This window comes from Agrobacterium sp. LAD9, assembly GCF_003031125.1.
Classification (GTDB): domain Bacteria; phylum Pseudomonadota; class Alphaproteobacteria; order Rhizobiales; family Rhizobiaceae; genus Agrobacterium; species Agrobacterium radiobacter.
Window position 1 is genome coordinate 65,044 of sequence record NZ_PHGS01000027.1, and the last position, 21,060, is coordinate 86,103.

A 21,060-nucleotide genomic window follows, 5' to 3' on the forward strand; every position below is an offset into this window, starting at 1 on the left:
GCTAGCACCATAAAAATTCAGGCCCCTGCGTCACCACAGGAGCCTGAGTTTAAAAGCGAACAGAGGCCTGATCGTCTCAGTCGAAGGGGATTGCCCTGTCGCCTGCCGACAAAGCCTTGCCATCGACGGATACGGAGACTTCCGCCCCACCGGCCTTGCGGCTGACGGCGATGTCCCTTGCCTTCCCGTCGAGCGTGATCTTCACCGAGAAACCGCTCCAGTCCTCCGGCAGAGACGGCGCAATATGCAGCTTGCCGTCGGTGCGGGTGATGCCGAGAATACCCTCGACTGCTGCGCGATAAAGCCAGCCGGCCGAACCCGTGTACCAGCTCCAGCCGCCACGGCCCGCATAAGCACCTTCACCGTAGACATCCGCGGTCACCACATAGGGTTCGACCCGATAGGTTTCTGACGATGCCGCATCCAGCGCGTGATTGACCGGGTTGAGCAGCTTGAAGCAATTCCATGCCTCCTGCGCCCTACCCTGCCTGGCGAGGGCAAGAACCACCCAGGTTGCGGCATGGGTATATTGCCCGCCGTTTTCACGCACGCCCGGCGGATATCCCTTGATGTAGCCCGGATCATGCGGTGCACGCGAGAAGGGCGGCGTGAACAGCCTGATAATGCCGGTCTGCTCATCGACCAGATGCTCCATGACGGCATCCATGGCCTGCCGCGACCGACCCTCTTCGCCTTCGCCGGAGAGAACGCTCCAGCTCTGGCCAAGGGAATCGATCCGGCACTCCTCGCTTTCGGCGGAACCGAGCGGCGTGCCGTCATCGAAATAACCGCGCCGGTAATAGCTGCCATCCCAACCCGCTGTTTCCAGCGCGTTGCGCAGCCTTTCCCGATGCGATGCCCATTTGCCGACGCGGTCGGCATCGCCACGCTTCTCCGCAATCGCGATGAAATCGCGCAACGCCCCGGAAAGGAACCAGCCGAGCCAGACGCTGGTGCCCTTGCCGCCGACACCGACGCGGTTCATGCCATCGTTCCAGTCGCCGCCGAGGATCAGCGGCAGACCATTTTCGCCGGTGCGATGAATGGCGAGATCAAGCGCCAGCGCCGCATGTTCGTAAAGCGTAGCAGATCTGTCGCTGGTCTCCGGCTGGAAGAAAGCATCATGCTGGCCGGGCATCAATGCGGCGCCCTTCAGGAAGGGGATGCTTTCATCGAGGATCGCGACATCACCCGTGGCCGAGACATATTGGTTGATTGCATAAGCAAGCCAGACCACGTCATCCGAGATGGTGGTGCGAACACCGGCACCGGTCAGCGGCAACCACCAGTGCTGCACATCGCCTTCCGGGAACTGACGACCGGCTGCACGCAGGATCTGCTTGCGGGCGAGATCCGGCTGGTAGAGCAGGAAGGCCAGCGTATCCTGAAGCTGGTCGCGGAAGCCGAAGGCGCCGCTCGACTGGTAAAAGGCCGTGCGCGCCAGAATGCGGCACGCCAGCGCCTGATAGGGCAGCCAGTTGTTGACCATGTGGTTGAAGCCGGCATCGGGCGTGGAAACCTGCAGCTGGCCGGTAAAGCCAGTCCAGAATGCCTTGCTCTCGTCCAGCACCGTCTGGAAGTCCGCGTTGCGGACATCCTTCACCAGCGCTTCGGCCTCTTCCGCATTGTCGGCATCGCCGAGAATGAAGGTCATGTGCCGTTCTTCACCGGGCTTCAGATGGATTTCCTGCATCAGCGCGGCGCAGGGATCGCCATCGACCTCGGTGCTGCCGCTGAGTGCGCTACCCGACACGATGCCCTGCGGGGCCTGTGCCGAACCGAAGCGGCCGATGAATTCCCGGCGGCTGGTGGTGAAGCCGCTCGCCTCGCTGTCAAGCGTCAGGAACGCCGTGCGGGCGCTATAGTCGATGCTGTAGGGGTTCGACGCGAAGATCGCATTGCTGCCGGCATCGTGTCTGCTCAGAATGAACGGCGCGGATTTCTGGGCGTTGTTGCCCAGCACCCATTCCACATAGGCATAGACCTTCAGGCGCCGGCTTTTTGAACCCTTGTTGCGAACGATGACCTGCGAGAACTTGACAGGTTTTTCGCGATCAACGGTCTGTGTCACTTGGACTTCAAGTGTATCGGCCACGCCTGTCAGCACGGAGTAACCCAGGCCATGGCGGGTTTCGAACATGGCTTCCGGATCGCGCGACAGCGCGGCGCAGGGCGTATAGAGCTTTCCTGTCTCCACATCGGCGACATAGAAGGCCTCACCCGGCCGGTTGACGACCGGATCGTTGCTCCAGGGCGTCAGCTGATAGTCGCGCGAATTGCGGCTCCAGCTGAAACCGGCGCCTTCGGCCGAAATGTGGAAGCCGAAACTCTCGTTCGAGATGACGTTGATCCACGGATGCGGTGTGGACTGCCCGCCATTGAGGCGCACGACATATTCCTGGCCGTTCCTGGCGAAGCCGCCAAAACCGTTCCAGAAATCGAGATCACCCGCATCTTCGACCTGTTCCGCAACCGGGAAGGACGGTACCGGCAGACGGGCCTGCGCAGCATCGCTTGTGCCATCGGGGCCGCGATGGGCCGCAAACAGCGAGACCGCACGGTTGATCTGGTCGACAATCTTGCCGTTGCGCACGTGGAGAACAACGCGAGAAGCGGCGAGAAGCGCGCTCCACGTCTCTTCGTCCATCAGGTCGCGGCGCACGGAGAAGACGTGCGGACGACCGCCATCGGCAGGATTGATGCGGCGCTGCGCCTCGGAAATATGATCCAGCGCATGCTGCATGTCCTGTGCATAGGATGCAGCCCGTTCGTTGACGATAACGAGATCGAAGATCACGCCGCGTGAACGCAGATATTCATGGGCGCTCAGCGCCTCACGGGCGATATCCATGTCCATATCGTCGTTGATGCGCAGGCTGAAGATCGGGAAATCGCCTGAAATCGCGAGCGGCCACAAAGCACGCTGCGAGGCAAGGCCGGTTTTCAGCGTTTCCGAATCCGCACGCAGATGCATGTCCGGATAGGTCAGATAACGGCCGAGATGCTGGAAGGCGGCCGCCTGCTGCGAGGTGACGCCCACATGGCGCATCTGCACCTGCGTGCGTGTCCACGCGTGCACGAGTTCATGGGCAAACGCGTCCGGATGACGATAACGGTCGATCGCCTTGTCGACCTCCTCGCGGCTTGGCGCGGCAATCGTCCAGAAAATCACGCTCACCTTCTTGCCCGCCGGCACGCGTACGGTGCGGCGCAATGACAGGATCGGATCAAGCGTGAAGCCGTCGTTGCTGGAAAGCGTCGCACCGGCATCGAAAGCCGCCGCTTCGCGCAGCGAGCGGCCGCGGCCGATGAACTTGGCACGATCGGTCTCGAATTCCGTCGGGCGCGACGGGCCGGCATTGTCGGCGGCAAGATGCGCGATGACGGTGCCGGGCTCGTTCGGGCTGCGACGGTTGCGCCAGGCGCGGATGACATCACCGCGGCGGCCGATCTCGGTCTGCACGAACATGCGCGAGAACAGCGGATGGGCGTTGTCGTCATCTTCAGACGCAATGACGGGCTCCATATAGGAGGTCACTTCGATATAGCGATCCTCGGAACCGACATTGAGCAGCGTGACGCGGCGGCCTTCGGCATCGTGCTCGGTGGCGACAATGCATTCGACCACGCTCTGCAGATCGCCGGTGGTCTTGTGGAACTCGGCCTTGTCGTCGGTGAAGATCGTCTTGGTCTTTTCGCCTTCGATAACACGCGGCTCTGCCGTCGCACTCCACCATTGTCCGTTGGTGGTGTCGCGCAGGAAGATGAAGGTGCCCCAGCGGTCTTCGGTCGGATCGGCCTTCCAGCGGGAAATCGCCTGACCGTTCCACTTCGAATAACCGGCACCAGTCGAGGTGAGCATCGTCGAATAATGGCCGTTCGAAAGGAACACCACTTCGCGGTCGCGCGCGGCCGGGTCGACGATGGAGCGCACTTCCGCACGCAACAGGTCCGCCTGTTCCTTGCCGGGGGTTTCCGGCTCGTATTTCGCGCTCATGACGGGCACTTCGCGCGGTGCCTTTTCCTGCAACAGCAGTTCGGCCGCTTCAATCACCGGATCGGAATGGAAGAGTTCGCGCAGCACGCCATCGAAAGCGACGTTGGCGACGGCCGCAATCGACATGCCGTGGTGGTGGGCATAATAGTTGTAGACCACCGCGCAGACCTTACCATCAGGCACACGTGTCGGTGTGAAATCCACCGCATCATGAAAGCCGTACTGGCCAAGCGCGCCAAGCTTGCGCAGCTTGTCGAGGTTCTCAAGCGCACCATCAGGATCGTACTGGCTGGCGAGGATCGACGCATAGGGCGCGATCACTGCATTCTGGCCAAGGCCGCGCTTGAGACCAAGCGTCGGCACGCCGAAGTTGGTGTACTGGTAGTTCATGTTGTGATCGCGGGCGTTGAACGCCGCTTCGGAAATGCCCCATGGCGTGCCGAGGCGGCGGCCGTGGTTCATCTGTTCCTTGACGATCAGATTGTTGGTCTGGTTGAGAATGCCACCCTGACGCTCCTGCATGACGAGCGGGGGCATCAGATATTCGAACATCGAACCCGACCAGGAGACCAGCGCGCCCTGCGCGCCGATCGGCACGACCTGACGGCCGAGACGGTACCAGTGTTCTGTCGGCAGATCACCCTTGGCGATGGCAAACAGGCTGGTCAGGCGGCATTCGGACGCCAGAAGGTCGTAGCAGGCCTCATCCAGCTCCTTGCTTTCGACGCGATAGCCGATCGAGAGAAGACGACGATCCTTGCGGTAAAGGAACGTGAAATCCATCGAGAAAGCGAGGTTGCGGCTGCGGTCGCGCAGCGATGCGAGACGCTGGCGCAACGGTTCCATATTGGTGAGATCGATGGCGCTGTCGGAAATATGCGCCTCACAGCAATCCACCAGCAATTGCGCCCAGCGGGTCACTTCCGCGCTCTGCGCAGACTTCACTTCGTGATCGACATTGGTAGCGAGTTTCTGGATGTCGCGCGCAAGCACCGCCAGATTGATGACGCGGATCGATGCGAATTCATGCTCGCGCTTGACGGACGCCAGAGCGTTCGAGAACCCGATGATACGCTCTTCGAGACGGCGATGCAGCGGACGCAGGTTCTTGCGGTCGTCAGGCAGCGCTTTCAGCGTTTCGCGCAGGATGCCGGCCAGATCGCCGATACCGTCCAGATTGCCCTGAAGATGCGCGGAAGGCGCTTCCGCCCACTGGCGGCAGGCCGACGAAACTGCAATCAGGTGACCGGCAAGATTGCCGCTGTCCACCGCCGAAACATAGCGGGGTCCAAGCGTCTGCAACGTGTCCGTATGGTACCAGTTGTAGAGATGGCCACGATGCTTTTCCATCTTCTCGACGGTCTGGATCGTGTTCTCGATCCGCTCCAGAGTATCGGCAAAGCTGATCCAGCCGAACTGGCGCGCCGAAATGATGGAAAGCAGGTAGACGCCGATATTGGTGGGCGACGTGCGCGAAGCGACGATCGGCTCCGGCGTTTCCTGGAAGTTATCAGGCGGCAGGTGGTTTTCCTGCGGCGTCACGAAGGCCTCGTAATAACGCCATGTGCGGCGCGCGATCTTGCGAAGCTCGAAGGAGACGTGTTCCGAAACGAACAGCCGGTCTTCGGTTTCAGCCGACTGGCTGACATACCAGGCAACGGCAGGCGACAGAACCCAGAGAAGCGTGAAGGGAATGCCGATCAGGAAGGCATTGTCACCCGGCAGCGCCGCGAACAGCAGGCCGAGCATCGCCACTACGGGCGCATGCCACATCTGTCGATAATAATCGATGATGCTGCCCTGCGCGCTCGACTGCATGCTGGCGGCGGTACGCCATTCCAGCATCAGCTTGTGGCTGACGAGCAGGCGGTAAAGCGAGCGGGCAATCGCATCCGTCATCATGCAGGCGGCATCGGCGATGAAGACGATGCGCAGCGCCACCTGTGCGTTGGTCGCGCGGATTTCCGACCAGATGGTGTGAAAATGCGCCTGCGGCACGATATCGGTGGAGCGGGGCACGAGGCCGGAGAGCAGGGAAAGCGTGGGGGCTACGAACAGCGAGAAGATCAGCAAAATCTGCCAGATCAGCGCGCCCAGTGGGTCCATGAAATACCAGCCGAGGATCGAAGCGAAGAACCAGGCGATCGGCGTCAGCGAGCGACGCAGGTTATCGACCATCTTCCAGCGGCCGATCGCGGTAACGCCACGGGCACGATCGAGGATAAAGGGCAGAAGCTGCCAGTCGCCACGCGCCCAGCGATGCTGGCGCGACACTTCAACCTCGTAACGGGTCGGGAAATCCTCGACCAGCTCTACGTCGGTCACCAGCGCGCAGCGCGCGAAGGAGCCTTCGAGCAGATCGTGGCTGAGAATGGAGTTTTCCTCGATCCGGCCCTTCAGCGCCGCCTCAAAGGCATCCACGTCGTAAAGGCCCTTGCCGGTGAAGGTGCCCTCGGACGTCAGGTCCTGATAGACGTCGGAAACGGTGAAGACGTAAGGATCGATACCGCGGTTGATCGAGAAGACCCGCTGGAAAACGGATGCGTCCTTGCCGGTGGTGAGCGAGGGCGTTACGCGCGGCTGCAGCAGACCGTAGCCTTCGACAACCCGTCCGGACACCGGGTCGATCACCGGACGATTGATCGGGTGGTGCATCTTGCCGACAAGCTTGGTCACCGCATCGCGCATCAGGCGCGTATCGGCATCCAGCGTCATGACGTATTTCACGCCCTCCGGCACGACGTTGGCGCCGCCGAGGAACGTCGTATCCTTGTCGCCGCGCAGCAGCATGTTCAGCTCATGCAGCTTGCCGCGCTTGCGCTCCCAGCCCATCCAGCAGCCTTCAGCCGAATTGTAGATGCGGCGGCGGTGCAACAGGTAAAAGCGCGTCTTGCCGTCAAAGGCATAACGGCTGTTCAGCGCCGCAAGCTCACGCTTGGCATAGTCGAGAATTTCGAGGTCATCGTCGGACTGTTCATACTGCGCATCGCGCCAGTCGCTCACCAGCGAGAAATAGATCTCGCCATGCGGATTGGCGAGATAATGCACCTCGATATTGCGCATCATCTCATCGACACTGTCGCGGCTGGTCAGCATGCAGGGCACGGCAACCAGCGTGCGGGCGTCCTGCGGAATGCCGTTCTTGAACTCGTATCCGACCAGCCGGAACGGCTTCACGAAGAAGGTGACGAGCGTGTTGAAGAGGCCGGTCGCGCCCTCGGATGCCGGCAATGCGAACATCAGCAGGAAGGCGGTCACCACATACCAGGGCATGCCCGCCTGCGCCAGGAACCAGCCGACGGCGAGCATGGCGAGCGCGGTGATCAGAAACACCGGCGCCGCAATCGCAAGCCAGTTGAACTTGCGCATCGCCCGGACGATACGCTGCGACACCAAAGGCCGGTAACCCAGCGCCTTCTCAAGTTCGAAACGACGCTGGCCCACGAGCACGGAGCCGACATTGACGGGATGTGTCTCGTCCGCCTCCACAGGCGTATCGGCGCGCGCCATTTCGACAGCGGCACGCGCAACCTCAACTTCAGTCTTGGGAGAACGGCGCGCCAGAAGTTCGATAGTATTGCGGTAAGTGTTTCGCGAACCGAAATCGAGCGTTTCGTAATCGGTCTCTTCGCGCAGAACCTTGTCGATGTGGCTGACTTCCTCGAACCACACCGACCATTCGGTATCGTCGATTTCGCGCAGGCTCTTGACGATGTTGCCCATCGTCACGTTGCCGGATGCAAGACGGTTATGTTCCGACATCATGACGTTTTCGGCGTCCGTGCCGGCAGCATGCAGGCGCTCTTCGAGCCATGCTACCGCAAAACCCGATGTCTGGGAGCCGTTGCGGAGACGATAAAGGAATTGCGTTGCGAAAGTCGGGTCGTCGACCAGCGTATCGACCTGCTTCAAAAGGGCCGCGGAGGCTTCCGCATCGTTGAGACGAATGATCTCGTCAACGACCTCGTTCGCCTTCTGGCGCATGCGGCGCGAACGCTCCACACGGATGGAGATGCGGCGAAGATTTTCGATGAGGACAAAACGGATGATCGACGGCAGCGCCCACAATTCGCCGATCTGCAGCGTCTTTGAGGTCTGGTAGCCATCCACCAGCGCCGTCATGTTCTCGCGCGAAACCGTGCTGTGGGTGTGGGCGACATAAAGCCAGCCGAGCGCCATGACCCGCGGGATCGTCACCCCGCCCACCGTCATCGTCGGCAGCTGGCGATAGAACTTGCGCGGAAAATCGCGGCGGACTTCCTGGATCGCCTCTTCGATGACGTAGTGATTGTCGAGCAGCCATTCCGCCGCCGGCGTTATCGTCGCGCCATTTTCCGCGTCGACCGCCGTTGTGCGGTAGACCCGCAGAATTTCCTTCTCGTTCTCGCGATGACGTTCGAAGAAATCGAACTCCATGAAGCCGGGAAGGCTGTCGGCGCCATCGCGCGAAAGCGCGGCGCCCGCATCATGCAGTTCCTCGACCGTCATATAGGACGCGCGGATCGAATCGTTATGATCGATCTGCTTCGTCTCGGAATCACGGGCGGCGGCGGTCGGGGTAATATGAAATGACATCGGGCTCGTATTCTGAACTTTAGGGAAACTTGTTCGACTTGACCGGCATTTCGTCCATGGCGGGAACACACACGAAAATCAGGCCACGCTATATTTATGACTTATCCTGAACCTTCGGTGAACCGGACCGGACGCCGTGCGGAACGGATCGTCAGGCGGGTGGTATCCGCAGGTGCAGCATGTTGCAGTGAAATTATTCCGATACGATCGGAAAACCGCAGATCGGTGCGGACAGGAGATTTTCGATAACAGGAAGAAAATGGCATCCTGCGGCCCGGCAATGCCGTTCCGACCGAATTTCGCACCCTCCCCGACGGCGAAAATTGTTCGCGCAACGTCGATAATCCCCCGTTGACAACCTGAAGGGCAACGCGGAACCGAGACTGCCCACGCTACATCCGAAAGAAGCTAATGCCCCAGGACGTCAATAGTTCCATGCCACCTGTCGCGGCACGATGCAAGCGCTGAATTTCAGGCCATTTCCGCGCCGATAACGACACTTTAGAATACATAAATATGCTGATATGTCCTTTGGGAAAGACGCCGGAAAAAACGGCCAAACCCGGGATTCTGAAAATGACGAAACAGACCGCGAATATCGCATCCTTTGCCAACCATATGCCGGATGTGGTGGCCATACGCCGCCACCTGCACCGCAATCCGGAAATCGGTCTTTCGGAGTTCAAAACCTCGGACTTCATTGCCGGGCAATTGGTGGAAATGGGTTATGAGGTGACGCGCGGGCTCGCCGGCACCGGTATCGTCGCCACGCTCAGCAATGGCGACAGCACGCGCACGCTCGGCATCCGCGCCGATATCGACGCCCTGCCGATCCACGAAGAGACGGGGGCGGATTATGCAAGCGCCAATCAGGGCGTGATGCATGCCTGCGGCCACGATGGCCACACCGCCATGCTGCTCGGCGCGGCAAAGATCATCGCTGAGCGCAAGAATTTCGACGGAACCCTGCATCTGATCTTCCAGCCGGCGGAAGAGAATTTCGGCGGCGCCAGAATCATGATCGAGGACGGGCTGTTCGAACGTTTTCCCTGCGATGCGGTTTTTGCCCTGCATAACGATCCCGGCCTGCCCTTCGGGCAATTCGTGCTGCGCGAGGGGCCGATTCTCGCCGCTGTCGACGAGTGCAAGATCACCGTCAACGGTTACGGCGGCCACGGCGCCGAACCGCAGGATGCCGCCGACCCCATCGTTGCCGGCGCGAGCATCATCATGGCCTTGCAGACGGTGGTATCCCGCAATATCCATCCGCAATTGTCGGCAGTCGTCACCGTTGGCGCGTTCCATGCGGGTGCTGCCAGCAATGTGATTCCCGAGACGGCGGAAATGCTGCTGACCATCCGCTCCCTCGATCCGGGCGTGCGCGATGAGCTGGAAAAACGCATCCGGGCGATAGCCGAAGGCCAGGCGGCCAGCTATGGCATGAGCGTCACCATCGATTACGAGCGCGGGTATAACGCAACGGTCAACCACAAGGCGGAAACGGATTATGTCGCCGATCTCGCCCGCCGCTTTGCTGGAACTGAAAAGGTGGCTGAGATGCAGCGCCCGTCGATGGGCGCGGAAGACTTCGCCTATATGCTGGAGAAGCGGCCCGGCTGTTATTTTTTCCTCGGCACCGCGCGCACCGACAACGACCCGCCGCTGCACCATCCGAAATTCGATTTCAACGACGATATCCTGCCGATCGGAACCGCTTTCTGGGTTGATCTGGCCGAGGATTACCTGAAGGCATGAATGGACATGAAAAAGGCCGGTCGGAGGAGCGACCGGCCTTTTGTTCTCAAATACCCTGATGAGAAAGTCGGGAGGATCAGGGAACGAGACCGAATATGACGGCAGCGACAAACGCCACGCAGACGCCGACAAGAGCCGCATGAACCGAATCTTTCCAGTTACGCGGCGACTGGGGCTGCGAGACAAAGTCTTTCACTTTTCCTGCCTTGGAATAAGACATTGTGCACTCCCTTCCTGCTCGGCCCTTCAAAGCGGGCATTGCTTATTTCACGTAGAGAATAGCTTTATTCCCCACTGTTTCAGTAGAGATAAAATTCCATAAGATTGGCGCATCGGGAAAAATACGGATTGCGACTTGCCCACCGGCAAGCATCAATCTACCCATTGCCCGGGATCAACGCGCTGGAGGGCATTTCCGTTCAAAACCAGCGGCGGGCACGGAAAAGACCATGACGGATATCGACGCCATCATCATCGGAGCCGGGGTGATCGGACTGGCGACAGCACGCGAGCTGGCGATGCGCGGCCTCTCCGTCATCATCCTCGAAAGCGAAAAGGAATTCGGCTCGGCCACTTCCTCCCGCAACAGCGAAGTCATTCACGCCGGGCTCTATTATCCGGCCGGAAGCCTCAAGGCCCGGCTTTGCGTGGAAGGCAAGGCGCGACTCTATGCTTTCTGTCAAAGCCACGGCGTCTCATATCGCCGCTGCGGCAAACTCATCGTCGCCGCGAGCGATGAAGAGACGGCCACGCTCGCCACCCTCCGCGAAAAAGGCAAAGCCAACGGTTGCGACGACCTTGAGCTGATCGATGAGCGACAGGCAGTCTCGCTCGAACCCGCGCTCACCTGCGTCGCAGCCCTGACATCGCCCTCGACCGGTATCATCGACAGCCATGGTTATATGCTGGCGCTCCTTGGAGACGCGCAGGATCATGGCGCAGCCCTTGCCCTGAACGCACCCTTCGAAAAGGCAGAAGTGATCGGCGATGGTTTCCGGGTTCACGTCGGCGGCGCGGAGCCCACAAGCCTGACATGCCGGCTGCTCGTCAATTCCGCCGGACTTGTTGCGCCGATGGTGGCAAGAAAGATCGAAGGATTGTCGGAGGATTTGGTCCCGCAGGCGCGTTTTGCCAAAGGCAGCTATTTTTCGCTGGCCGGCAAGTCGCCCTTTTCACGGCTGATCTATCCCGCACCTCACACCCATGGCCTTGGCGTGCATCTCACTCTCGATCTTGCCGGCCAGGCCCGTTTCGGGCCGGATGTGGAATGGGTGGACACCATCGATTACGCCGTTGATCCCCGCCGCATGGAGGGTTTTGGCGACGCGATACGGCGTTATTGGCCGGGCCTTCCCGACCATGCGCTGATTCCGGCCTATTCCGGAATCCGGCCGAAGATTTCCGGTCCGGACGAACCGGCCATGGATTTCCGCATTGACGGGCCGGAAAGCCACGGCGTTGCCGGCCTCGTCAATCTCTTCGGCATAGAAAGCCCCGGCCTGACCGCCTCGCTGGCGATTGCCAACGAGGTCGCGGCACGACTCGAGGCTTGATCTCAACCTCATTCAGCCGAAACGGGACAGCGCGCCCACCATGATGTCAGGATCGACATTGCCGCCGGAAGCCACTGCAATCGCCGTTTCGCTCTCCAGTTCATCGCCGTGGAAGAGGGCCGCCGCCAGCGCCACCGCACCACCGGGTTCGACGACGATCTTCAGCCGGTTGAAGGCGAGAACCATCGCCCGCAGCGCTTCCTCCTCGGTCACGGCAATGCCCTTTCCGCAAAGCTCCGCCATGATCGGGAAAGTAATGTTTCCGGGCTGTGGCGTGACGATCGCGTCGCAGATCGAACCCGAGGTCGTGGCGTTACGCTCGATCTTGCCCGAGGCAAGGGAGCGGGCCACATCGTCGAACCGCTCCGGTTCTGAAGTCCTGACCCTGTAGTTCTGAGCTTTCGCCGCAAGTGCAAGGGAGATGCCGGATGTGAGGCCACCGCCACCGCAAGGCACCAGAACCTCGGCTGCATCGATACCCAGCTCCGCGCCCTGTTCGGCAATCTCCAGCCCCACCGTCCCCTGCCCGGCAATAACCAGCGGTTCGTCATAGGGCCTGATCAGTGTCAGCCCACGCTCGCGCGAAATGCGATCTCCGATGGCATCGCGATCTTCGTTCGCCCGGTCGTAGAGCACCACGTCCGCACCATAGGCGCGGGTATTGTCGATTTTGATCTTCGGTGCATCCGACGGCATGATGATGACGGCGGGAACGCTGTGCAGGCGGGCGGCAAGGGCCACGCCCTGCGCATGGTTGCCGGAGGAAAAGGCGATCACGCCCTTGCCGCGCACATCGGCCGGCAGACCGGATACCGCCGACCAGCCGCCGCGAAATTTGAACGAACCCGTCCGTTGCAGGCACTCGGCCTTCACGAACAGCTTTCGCCCGGCAATCTCGTCCAGAAAAGGCGACGACAGAAGCGGTGTCCGCACTGCATGCTTGCCGATGCGCTCGCGCGCCGCTTCGATCATCGAAATATCTGTCATGCCCTGCCCCTGTGGTGCGAATCTGCGGATACATTAGGAGGTCGCAATGGATAGCGAAACCGCCCGGACAAGAAAAATCCCCGGTCATGGCCGGGGATTTTTCGTCGTGCTTGACTAGTGATTATGCCGGGGCATCTTCTCGGCAATCCGGCGGAAATCCGCAGCGCCTTCGAGCACCGCACCATCCGAAAGCTGGGTCACGGATTGGCGATAGATGCGCTGCCATGGGGTCGCATCCGCGGGCACGGCGGGAATGCCGTCTGCCTTGCGGGCCTCGATCTCTTCATCCGGCACCAGCACGTTGCATTGGCCCTGATTAAAATCGATGCGGATCACATCACCGGTGCGAAGCCATGCCAGACCGCCACCGGCGGCACTTTCCGGCGAGGCATTGAGGATCGACGGGCTGTCCGCCGTTCCCGATTGCCGGCCGTCGCCAATCGTCGGCAGGCTGGTGATGCCTTTTTTCAACAACGCATCCGGCGGCTGCATGTTGACAACCTCAGCCGAACCCGGCCAACCGAGCGGCCCCGCACCGCGAATGACGAGAATAGTGCGCTCGTCAATATCGAGAGACGGATCGTTGATACGGGCGTGATAGTCTTCCGAACCATCGAACACCACACACTTGCCTTCGAAAATACCCTCACGGCCCGGCTCGCTCAGATAACGCTGACGGAATTCCGCCGAGATAACGCTCGTCTTCATGATGGCGAAATCAAACAGATTGCCCTTGAGGACGAGGAAACCGGCTCGTTCCTTGAGCGGCTTATCGTAAGGCAGGATCACGTCGCGGTCGGTGGATTCCCGCCCATCCAGATTTTCCGCCACGGTCTTGCCCGTAACGGTCGGACAGCTTCCATCAAGCTTGCCAGCCTTCAGAAGCTCCCACATGATCGCGGGTGTGCCGCCGGCGCGGTGGTATTTCTCACCCAGCCATTTGCCGGCGGGTTGGACATTGGCAAGCAGTGGAATGTCATAACCGTGGACCTGCCAGTCCTCTTCGCGAAGCTCGACGCCCGCATGTTTGGCCATTGCCGCCAGATGCGGCTGGGCATTGGTCGAACCACCGATTGCCGAATTGACGCGGATCGCGTTCAAGAACGCCTCACGCGTCATGATGTCGGAGGGCTTGATATTCTCGACAACCAGTTCGACGGCGCGGCGGCCGGTGCGATAGGCCATCTGGCCGCGTTCGCGGTAAGCGGCCGGGATAGCGCCGCAGCCGGTCAGCGACATGCCGAGCGCTTCGGCAATCGCGTTCATGGTCGAGGCCGTGCCCATGGTGTTGCAGTGACCGACCGAAGGAGCGGATTCGAGCGCTGCCTGCAGGAATTCCTCGCGGGTGATTTCGCCAGCGCCGTATTTGCGGCGCATGCGCCAGATGACGGTACCGGAACCGACGAGATCGCCGTCATGATACCCGTCGAGCATCGGCCCGCCGGATAAAACAATGGCCGGAATATCAACCGTGCTTGCCGCCATCAGCGCCGAGGGCGTGGTCTTGTCGCAGCCAGTTGTCAGGACAACGCCATCGAGCGGATAACCGTAAAGCACTTCCACGAGGCTGAGATAGGCCAGATTGCGGTCAAGCGCCGCCGTCGGGCGCTTGCAGTTTTCGAACATCGGATGGGTCGGAAACTCGATGGGAATACCGCCCGCATCGCGGATGCCGTCACGCACCCGCTTGACCAGTTCCACATGAACGCGGTTGCAGGGCGTCAGGTCACTGCCGCTCTGGGCGATGCCGATAACCGGCTTGCCGGAACGCAGTTCTTCCGGCGTCACACCGTAATTCATGAAGCGCTCCAGATAGAGCGCCGTCATGTCGAGATGGTCAGGGTTGTCGAACCAGTCCTGGGACCGCAGGCGGCGCATGGGTGTCTTGTCGTCGCTCATGAGATCGCTTCAGCCCTGTTCGCGGTTGTTGAGTTTTTCGAGGTAAAGCAGGATGCCGCTATGGTCGATATCCGCCCCGCCATCACCGACGAAATCATCGAATTCCCGCGTCACCTGCTGGGTGAGCGGCAGGGTAAGTGACAGGTCCTTCGCCGTTGCCAGCACACCGTTCAGATCCTTGAGCTGGAATTTGGACGGACCGCCCGGCACGAAGTTACGCTTCACCATGCGTTCGCCATGCAGTTCCAGAATCCGGCTTTCGGCGAAACCACCACGTATGGCGTTGCGGAAACCTTCACGGGATGCACCGCCCGCTTCCACCAGCATCATCGCCTCGGCAACCGCGCCGATGGTGATGGCAACGATCTGCTGGTTGGCGAGCTTGCAGAGCTGGCCGGCACCCGAGGGACCGACATAGGTAAGCCGGCCCATCGGCGCGAAGACATCCGCAAGACCCGAGATCAGCGCCTCATCGCCACCGGCCATGATGGCGAGCGTACCGGCCGTCGCGCCCGGCACACCGCCGGAAACCGGTGCATCAACGTGATGAATACCGAGCGCCTCAAGCCGGGAGGAATGCTCGCGCGTGATCGGCGGCGCAATCGAGCTGCTGTCGATGACAACAGCTCCCTTTTTCAGCGCTTCGGCCACACCGGCCTCGAACAGCACTTCGCCCACGGCCTTGCCATCGCTCAGCATGGTGATGACGATATCGGCATCCTTGGCGGCCTCGGCCGGAGATGCCGCGAGAACGGCACCATCGGCAACCAGAGCCTCGGCCTTATCAACGCTGCGGTTCCAGACTGTGACCGCAAAGCCAGCGCCCAGCAGGCGTCGGGCCATCGGCCCGCCCATCAGGCCGGTGCCGATAAAGGCAACCGACCGCTTCTTCTCCTCCCCGCCAACACTCATTTCAGTGAACCTCCCAGCTCGTCCTCGATATGAACCTGAATGATCTCTTCGAAGGAGCTTTCAGCCGTGAAGCCCAGCTCCCGGGCGCGCTTGGCCTCAAAACCGGGCGCCCAGCCCTCACACATGCGCATGATCATCTCGTTCGGCTCGCGGCGGATGAGAGCGACAGCCTTTTCGCCTGCGACCTTGCGCAGCGCTTCGATCTGTTCGCCGACTGTGGCGCTGAGACCCGGCATCGACAGGTTGCGGCGCGGACCGACCTTTTCGACGTCGATCGTGGCGCCATGGATGAGGAAACCGACAGCGGAACGCGGCGAGGCATGCCAGTGGCGAATGCTTTCCGGCACCGGCAGAACCGCTTCCTGGCCAACCAGCGGCTCGCGCAGGATATTGGAGAAGAAGCCGGAGGCAGCCGCGTTCGGCTTGCCGGGACGAATGCAGATGGTGGGCAGGCGAATGCCGATACCATCGAAGAAACCGCGACGGCTGTAATCGGAGAGCAGCAGTTCGCAAATCGCCTTTTGCGTACCGTAGCTGGTCAGCGGCGTGGTGTGGAATTCATCCGGGATCGGATAGGGGAGCGGCGCACCGAAGACGGCGATCGACGAGGTGAAGACCACGCGCGGCTTGTAACCATCCTTGCCGTTGGCAATGCGGATGGCGTCGAAGAGATAACGCGTGCCATCGAGATTGATGCGGTAGCCCTTGTCGAAATCGAGTTCGGCTTCACCGGACACGATGGCGGCAAGGTGAAAGATGACATCGGGGCGGGCTTCGACCAGCTTTTCGGCCTCGCCCGGCGCGGACAGATCGGCCGCGCGCGCATCAACCGCACCGGAGAAGCCGGCGGGCGCTTCAGGCTGGAACACGTCGATAAGCGTGAACCTGTCGATCGGCCTGCCACCGAGCGACCCGTCCTTGACGAGACGCTGCGTCAGCTTGCGGCCAACCATACCTGCGGCGCCGATGATTGCGATATGCATGTCTTCCTCCTCTTTGTCCCGATCATTCTCCCGAGACCGAAAAAATCACCATCGGCCAGTCGACCGATAAATTAGCTTGTAAGGTTGTCTGATAACCTTATATGATCGAGTTGAAAATAGTATTTTTTCACAAACCGGCAAAAGCAAGGGCGAAAGAGCCCTGTCCGGAAATTTAGGGCGGATTGGACGGAGAGGGTGGAATGACGATCGTGAGCGAACACGATATCGAGGAATTGCGGGTCTCGTTGAAGAACAGTCTGGGCGAGGCTTTGCTGCTGACATCGCAGGAAGACATGCTGCGCTATTGCCGCGACTGGCACGGCGACGTCACCAGCTCGGCAGTGGCCGTGATCCGCCCTCGATCGACCAAGGAAGTCTCCGACACCGTTCGCGTCTGCGCCGAACTCGGTCTCGCCATCATTCCCCAGGGGGGCAATACCGGACTGGTGCTCGGCGGCATTCCCGATGCGCCGAAGCGTCAGGTTGTGCTGAACCTTGAGCGCATGAACGCCATCCGCACCATAGACAGCGACGATTTTTCGGCCGTCGTGGAAGCCGGCTGCATTCTGTCGGAATTCAAGGATGCGGCGCAGGACAAGGGAATGTTCTTCCCGCTGTCGCTCGGCGCGCAGGGCAGCTGCCGCATCGGCGGCAATGTTTCCACCAATGCCGGCGGCATCAACGTTCTGCGTTACGGCATGACCCGCGAGCTGGTGCTGGGTCTCGAAGTGGTATTGCCTGACGGCACCATCTGGAACGGGCTGTCGACGCTGCGCAAGGACAATCGTGGCATTGACCTGAAGCAGCTATTCATCGGCGCAGAAGGAACGCTCGGCATCATCACCGCCGTGTCCGTCAAGCTTTACCCCAATCCCGAACATGTCGAGACGGCGCTGCTCGGCCTCAATTCGCTTGACAATGCCATCAAGCTCTACCGCCGCGCCCGCCGCGAATGCTGCGACCTGATGTCCGCCTTCGAATTCATGCCGCCGGTTGCCTTCACACTGGCGATCGAGGCGATACCCGACCTCAAGATGCCGATCGCCGGCGATTACCCGGCCTATGTGCTGATGGAGATTTCCGGTTCCGGACTGGTGGATACCGCCGACCTGATGGGGCGGTTCCTTGAGGGTGTCATGGAAGACGGTCTGGTGCTGGACGGCGTCATCGCCTCCTCGCGGGCGCAGGCGCAATCGCTGTGGCTCTTCCGCGAGGGCATGAACGAAGGTCAGGCACTGCGCGGTTCCCATATGCGCACCGATATTTCGGTGCCGCTGTCGAAACTTGCGGCCTTCGTGGCCGAAGCCGAAGCGGAACTGGCGGAAAAACTGCCGGAGTGCCTGGCGGTTTCCTACGGCCATGTCGGAGACGGAAACGTCCACCTCAACGTGCTGCCGCCGAACGGCGCGACGCCGGAAGAGCGCGAAGCGTTCATCTATAAGTCCAAGACACTCGTTAACGAGGTCCTTGACCGCTATGTCGGCAGCATCAGCGCCGAACACGGCATCGGCCGCCTGAAGCGTTCCGATTTCGAAAGCCGGCTATCCGATGTGCAGCGTCGGATGATCACGGGTCTGAAAAACACTTTTGACCCCGATTTGCGGATGAATCCCGGTTGCCAGATAACCCTGCAACCGGATAGCTAATCGAGGAACAGTAAAGGCGGCTGAAAACGCCGCCTTTGAAAACCCCGTTGACGGCGAAGGAGGAAGTCGCCTGCCGCGGGAAAAAGAACCAATCGTTTCTGTGGAACGGGAGCAACCATGACGCTGGAGTTCAATCAGATACATCGCAACGACCATCTGCCCGGCCGGATCGCCGCGGAGATCGCGCGCGAAATCAATGATTCGAAGCTCGGCCCGGGCGACAGGCTGCCAACCGAACATGTTCTGGCGAAGACCTTCGGGGTCAGCCGCTCGGTCATCCGCGAAGCGATCGCGCAATTGCGCAACGAGGGGTTTGTCGAAACCCGGCAGGGTGTGGGCGCATTCGTCACCGATCCCCGGCAGAGACTATCCATCCGCATCGAACGCTCCCGGCTGAACGACCCGGAGAATTTCCGCGATCTTTTCCAGCTTCGCATGCCTCTGGAAATAGAGGCAGCGGGTCTGGCCGCACTGCATCGCAGCCCACAGCAACTGACGCGGCTGGCGGTCGCTTTGGAAAAGATGAAAACCGCCGATGACTGGTCAACGGAAGGCGTTGCTGCCGATCTCGACTTTCACCGCATTCTGGCGGAAGCGACGCAGAACGAATATTTTCTGATGTTCCTCGGCTTCATCGCGGAACGCATCAGTTCCGCGATCAACATCGCATTCTCCCGCGCGGTTTTTGGTGAAATTCTCGAGGTGACGATCGCCGAACATGTGGCAATCTATGAGGCCGTCGAGAAGGCAGACGCCGCTGCCGCCAAGAACGCCATGCGCAAGCATCTGATCGGCGCCGCAAGCCGGGTCAACCTCGAACTGGATATCTTCTGAGAGCAGCGAAAGACCACGCCGGCAAAGCTATAGGACAGGTTTACGGCTTTCCGGGAATTGAGACGCGAAAGACGACAATTTTGTCGGCAAGGCCGCTAGACTCGTAGCAAAAGTCATACTAAGAAGAATGAGATTAAGTTGTCAGACATCCAGACAATAAGACCGCAGGGGGCGGCCTGTCGGATGCTGAAGGGGAGGACTACATGACCGGCACAAGGTCCATCGACGCTACTGCAATTTTGCCTGAAGATTTCGAAAACGCGCTGCTCGTCGGCCGCGTCTGGTCGAAAAGCGAGGGCGGCCCCTGCCCCGTCCTGCTCAAGGGCGGCGTGCTTTATGACCTCACTTCGCTTTCCCCGACCATGTCCGAACTTCTGGAAAACACGGATCTGGTGGAGCGGCTCGCCGACACCGGTACATTCGTCGCACTCGGTGCGCTGGAGGCGTTTCTGGATGGTTCCGCCGGCGAACTTCTTGCCCCCAATGACATTCAGGCCGTCAAGGCTGCAGGCGTCACCTTTGCCGACAGCATGCTGGAACGGGTGATCGAAGAGCAGGCCAAGGGCGATCCGCTGCGCGCGCAGGAAATTCGCGGGCGGCTGGCCCCGGTTCTCGGCGACAATCTCAAGGGACTTGAGGCCGGCTCGGAAAAAGCCGCCGAAGTCAAGAAACTGCTCCAGGAAATGGGCCTGTGGTCGCAATATCTGGAAGTAGGTATCGGCCCGGATGCGGAGATCTTCTCCAAGGCGCAGGCCATGGCCTCGGTGGGCTGCGGCGCCCTGATCGGCGTTCACCCGAAATCGCAGTGGAACAACCCGGAACCGGAAGTGGTGCTGGCCATCACCTCCGATGGCCGCATCATCGGCGCAACGCTTGGCAACGACGTTAACCTGCGCGATTTCGAAGGCCGTTCCGCCCTCCTGCTCAGCAAGGCCAAGGACAACAACGCCTCCTGCGCGATCGGTCCTTTCATCCGCCTGTTTGACGGCACCTTCACCATTGAAGATGTGAAGAAGTCGCAGATCTCGCTTCTGGTCGAAGGCGAAGACGGTTTCACCATGACGGGCGTCAGCCCCATGGAGGCGATCAGCCGCACGCCGGAAAACCTCGCGTCGCAGCTTTTGAACCGCAACCATCAATATCCTGACGGTGCTGTCTTTTTCCTTGGCACGATGTTCGCGCCGGTAAAGGACCGCCATGGACCAGGTCTCGGTTTCACCCATTCAAAGGGAGACCGTGTCGAAATCTCCACGCCCAAGCTCGGTAAGCTGATCAACTGGGTCACGACGACTGACGAATGCCCGGAATGGACATTCGGCACCGCGGCCCTGATGCGCAACCTGGCGAAACGAGGGCTGCTCTAGATATTTCTTCGGGAGGGGAAAATGCAAAAGACCATCAATCTCTTTTACCGGATTCTCGAAATCATTCTCGTCCTGCTGCTCGCCGGCATGTCGATCATGGTCTTCGTCAACGTCGTCATGCGTTACTCGATGAATTCCGGCATCAACGTCTCGGAAGAACTGTCGCGCTATTTCTTCGTGTGGCTGACCTTCCTCGGCGCCGTGCTCACCTTCCGTGAGAACAGCCACATGGGCATTGAAACGCTGGTGATGTTCCTGTCGCGCCGTGCCCGCATCGTCTGCATGATCGCGTCGAACATCATCATTCTGGCCTGTTCCGCCATCTTCTTCTGGGGAACCTGGAAGCAGTCAGGCATCAACGCCAGCATGCATGCCCCCGTCACCAAGCTTTCGATGATCTGGGTCTATGGCATCGGCATGTTCACCGGCGGCCTGATGTTCATCATCGCGCTGGAACGCCTCTACCGTCTTCTGACGGGCCGCGTGACAGAGGACGAAATCGCCCAGTTTGCGGGCGAGAACCTGACGATCGAACAGCTTTCGGAGCGCTGATAC

At 60.4% G+C, this 21,060-nt stretch carries 12 protein-coding genes; 6 read left to right on the forward strand and 6 right to left on the reverse strand.

Annotated elements, in window-relative coordinates; genetic code table 11:
• Nucleotides 1-76: 76 nt before the first annotated feature.
• Complete coding sequence (locus DA915_RS25015; RefSeq protein ID WP_107677633.1) at nucleotides 77-8,572, reverse strand: GH36-type glycosyl hydrolase domain-containing protein; 8,496 nt, start codon at nucleotides 8,570-8,572, stop codon at nucleotides 77-79.
• Between the two features lie 576 nt (nucleotides 8,573-9,148).
• Between DA915_RS25015 and DA915_RS25020 the strand changes: the two genes are divergently transcribed.
• Nucleotides 9,149-10,327, forward strand: a complete 1,179-nt coding sequence (locus DA915_RS25020; RefSeq protein ID WP_192886656.1) for a M20 aminoacylase family protein — start codon at nucleotides 9,149-9,151, stop codon at nucleotides 10,325-10,327.
• Nucleotides 10,328-10,403: 76 nt separating this feature from the next.
• Here the strand turns inward: DA915_RS25020 and DA915_RS25025 are convergent, their stop codons facing one another.
• The gene (locus tag DA915_RS25025; protein ID WP_003505150.1) at nucleotides 10,404-10,547 is read right to left on the reverse strand and encodes a hypothetical protein; all 144 of its coding nucleotides are present in this window, start codon (nucleotides 10,545-10,547) and stop codon (nucleotides 10,404-10,406) included.
• 229 nt (nucleotides 10,548-10,776) lie between these two features.
• On the opposite strand from DA915_RS25025, the gene DA915_RS25030 reads away from it, so the two are divergent.
• A complete protein-coding gene (locus DA915_RS25030) occupies nucleotides 10,777-11,880 on the forward strand; it encodes an NAD(P)/FAD-dependent oxidoreductase (RefSeq protein WP_107677634.1) in 1,104 nt (367 codons plus the stop codon).
• Nucleotides 11,881-11,892: 12 nt separating this feature from the next.
• Here DA915_RS25030 and DA915_RS25035 read toward each other — a convergent pair whose 3' ends face one another.
• The 4 genes from DA915_RS25035 to denD all read right to left on the reverse strand — a co-directional run bounded on the left by DA915_RS25035 (nucleotide 11,893) and on the right by denD (nucleotide 16,661).
• The gene (locus tag DA915_RS25035; protein ID WP_107677635.1) at nucleotides 11,893-12,867 is read right to left on the reverse strand and encodes a threonine/serine dehydratase; all 975 of its coding nucleotides are present in this window, start codon (nucleotides 12,865-12,867) and stop codon (nucleotides 11,893-11,895) included.
• A 114-nt stretch (nucleotides 12,868-12,981) separates the two neighbouring features.
• Complete coding sequence (locus tag DA915_RS25040) at nucleotides 12,982-14,766, reverse strand: IlvD/Edd family dehydratase (RefSeq protein WP_107677636.1); 1,785 nt, start codon at nucleotides 14,764-14,766, stop codon at nucleotides 12,982-12,984.
• Between the two features lie 9 nt (nucleotides 14,767-14,775).
• Complete coding sequence (locus tag DA915_RS25045; RefSeq protein ID WP_107677637.1) at nucleotides 14,776-15,678, reverse strand: NAD(P)-dependent oxidoreductase; 903 nt, start codon at nucleotides 15,676-15,678, stop codon at nucleotides 14,776-14,778.
• Nucleotides 15,675-16,661 (reverse strand): D-erythronate dehydrogenase, encoded by a 987-nt coding sequence (gene denD / locus DA915_RS25050; RefSeq protein WP_107677638.1) that lies wholly within the window; start codon nucleotides 16,659-16,661, stop codon nucleotides 15,675-15,677. Before denD ends, DA915_RS25045 begins: the two co-directional genes overlap by 4 nt.
• 200 nt (nucleotides 16,662-16,861) lie before the next feature.
• Between denD and DA915_RS25055 the strand changes: the two genes are divergently transcribed.
• From DA915_RS25055 to DA915_RS25070, 4 genes are all read left to right on the forward strand, one after another.
• Nucleotides 16,862-18,307, forward strand: a complete 1,446-nt coding sequence (locus DA915_RS25055; protein WP_107677639.1) for an FAD-binding oxidoreductase — start codon at nucleotides 16,862-16,864, stop codon at nucleotides 18,305-18,307.
• A 117-nt stretch (nucleotides 18,308-18,424) separates the two neighbouring features.
• The gene (locus tag DA915_RS25060) at nucleotides 18,425-19,141 is read left to right on the forward strand and encodes a FadR/GntR family transcriptional regulator (protein WP_107677640.1); all 717 of its coding nucleotides are present in this window, start codon (nucleotides 18,425-18,427) and stop codon (nucleotides 19,139-19,141) included.
• Nucleotides 19,142-19,344: 203 nt separating this feature from the next.
• Nucleotides 19,345-20,505 (forward strand): fumarylacetoacetate hydrolase family protein, encoded by a 1,161-nt coding sequence (locus DA915_RS25065; RefSeq protein ID WP_107677641.1) that lies wholly within the window; start codon nucleotides 19,345-19,347, stop codon nucleotides 20,503-20,505.
• Between the two features lie 21 nt (nucleotides 20,506-20,526).
• On the forward strand, nucleotides 20,527-21,057 hold the full coding sequence (locus DA915_RS25070) for a TRAP transporter small permease (RefSeq protein WP_003505177.1): 531 nt from the start codon (nucleotides 20,527-20,529) through the stop codon (nucleotides 21,055-21,057).
• Nucleotides 21,058-21,060: the final 3 nt, after the last annotated feature.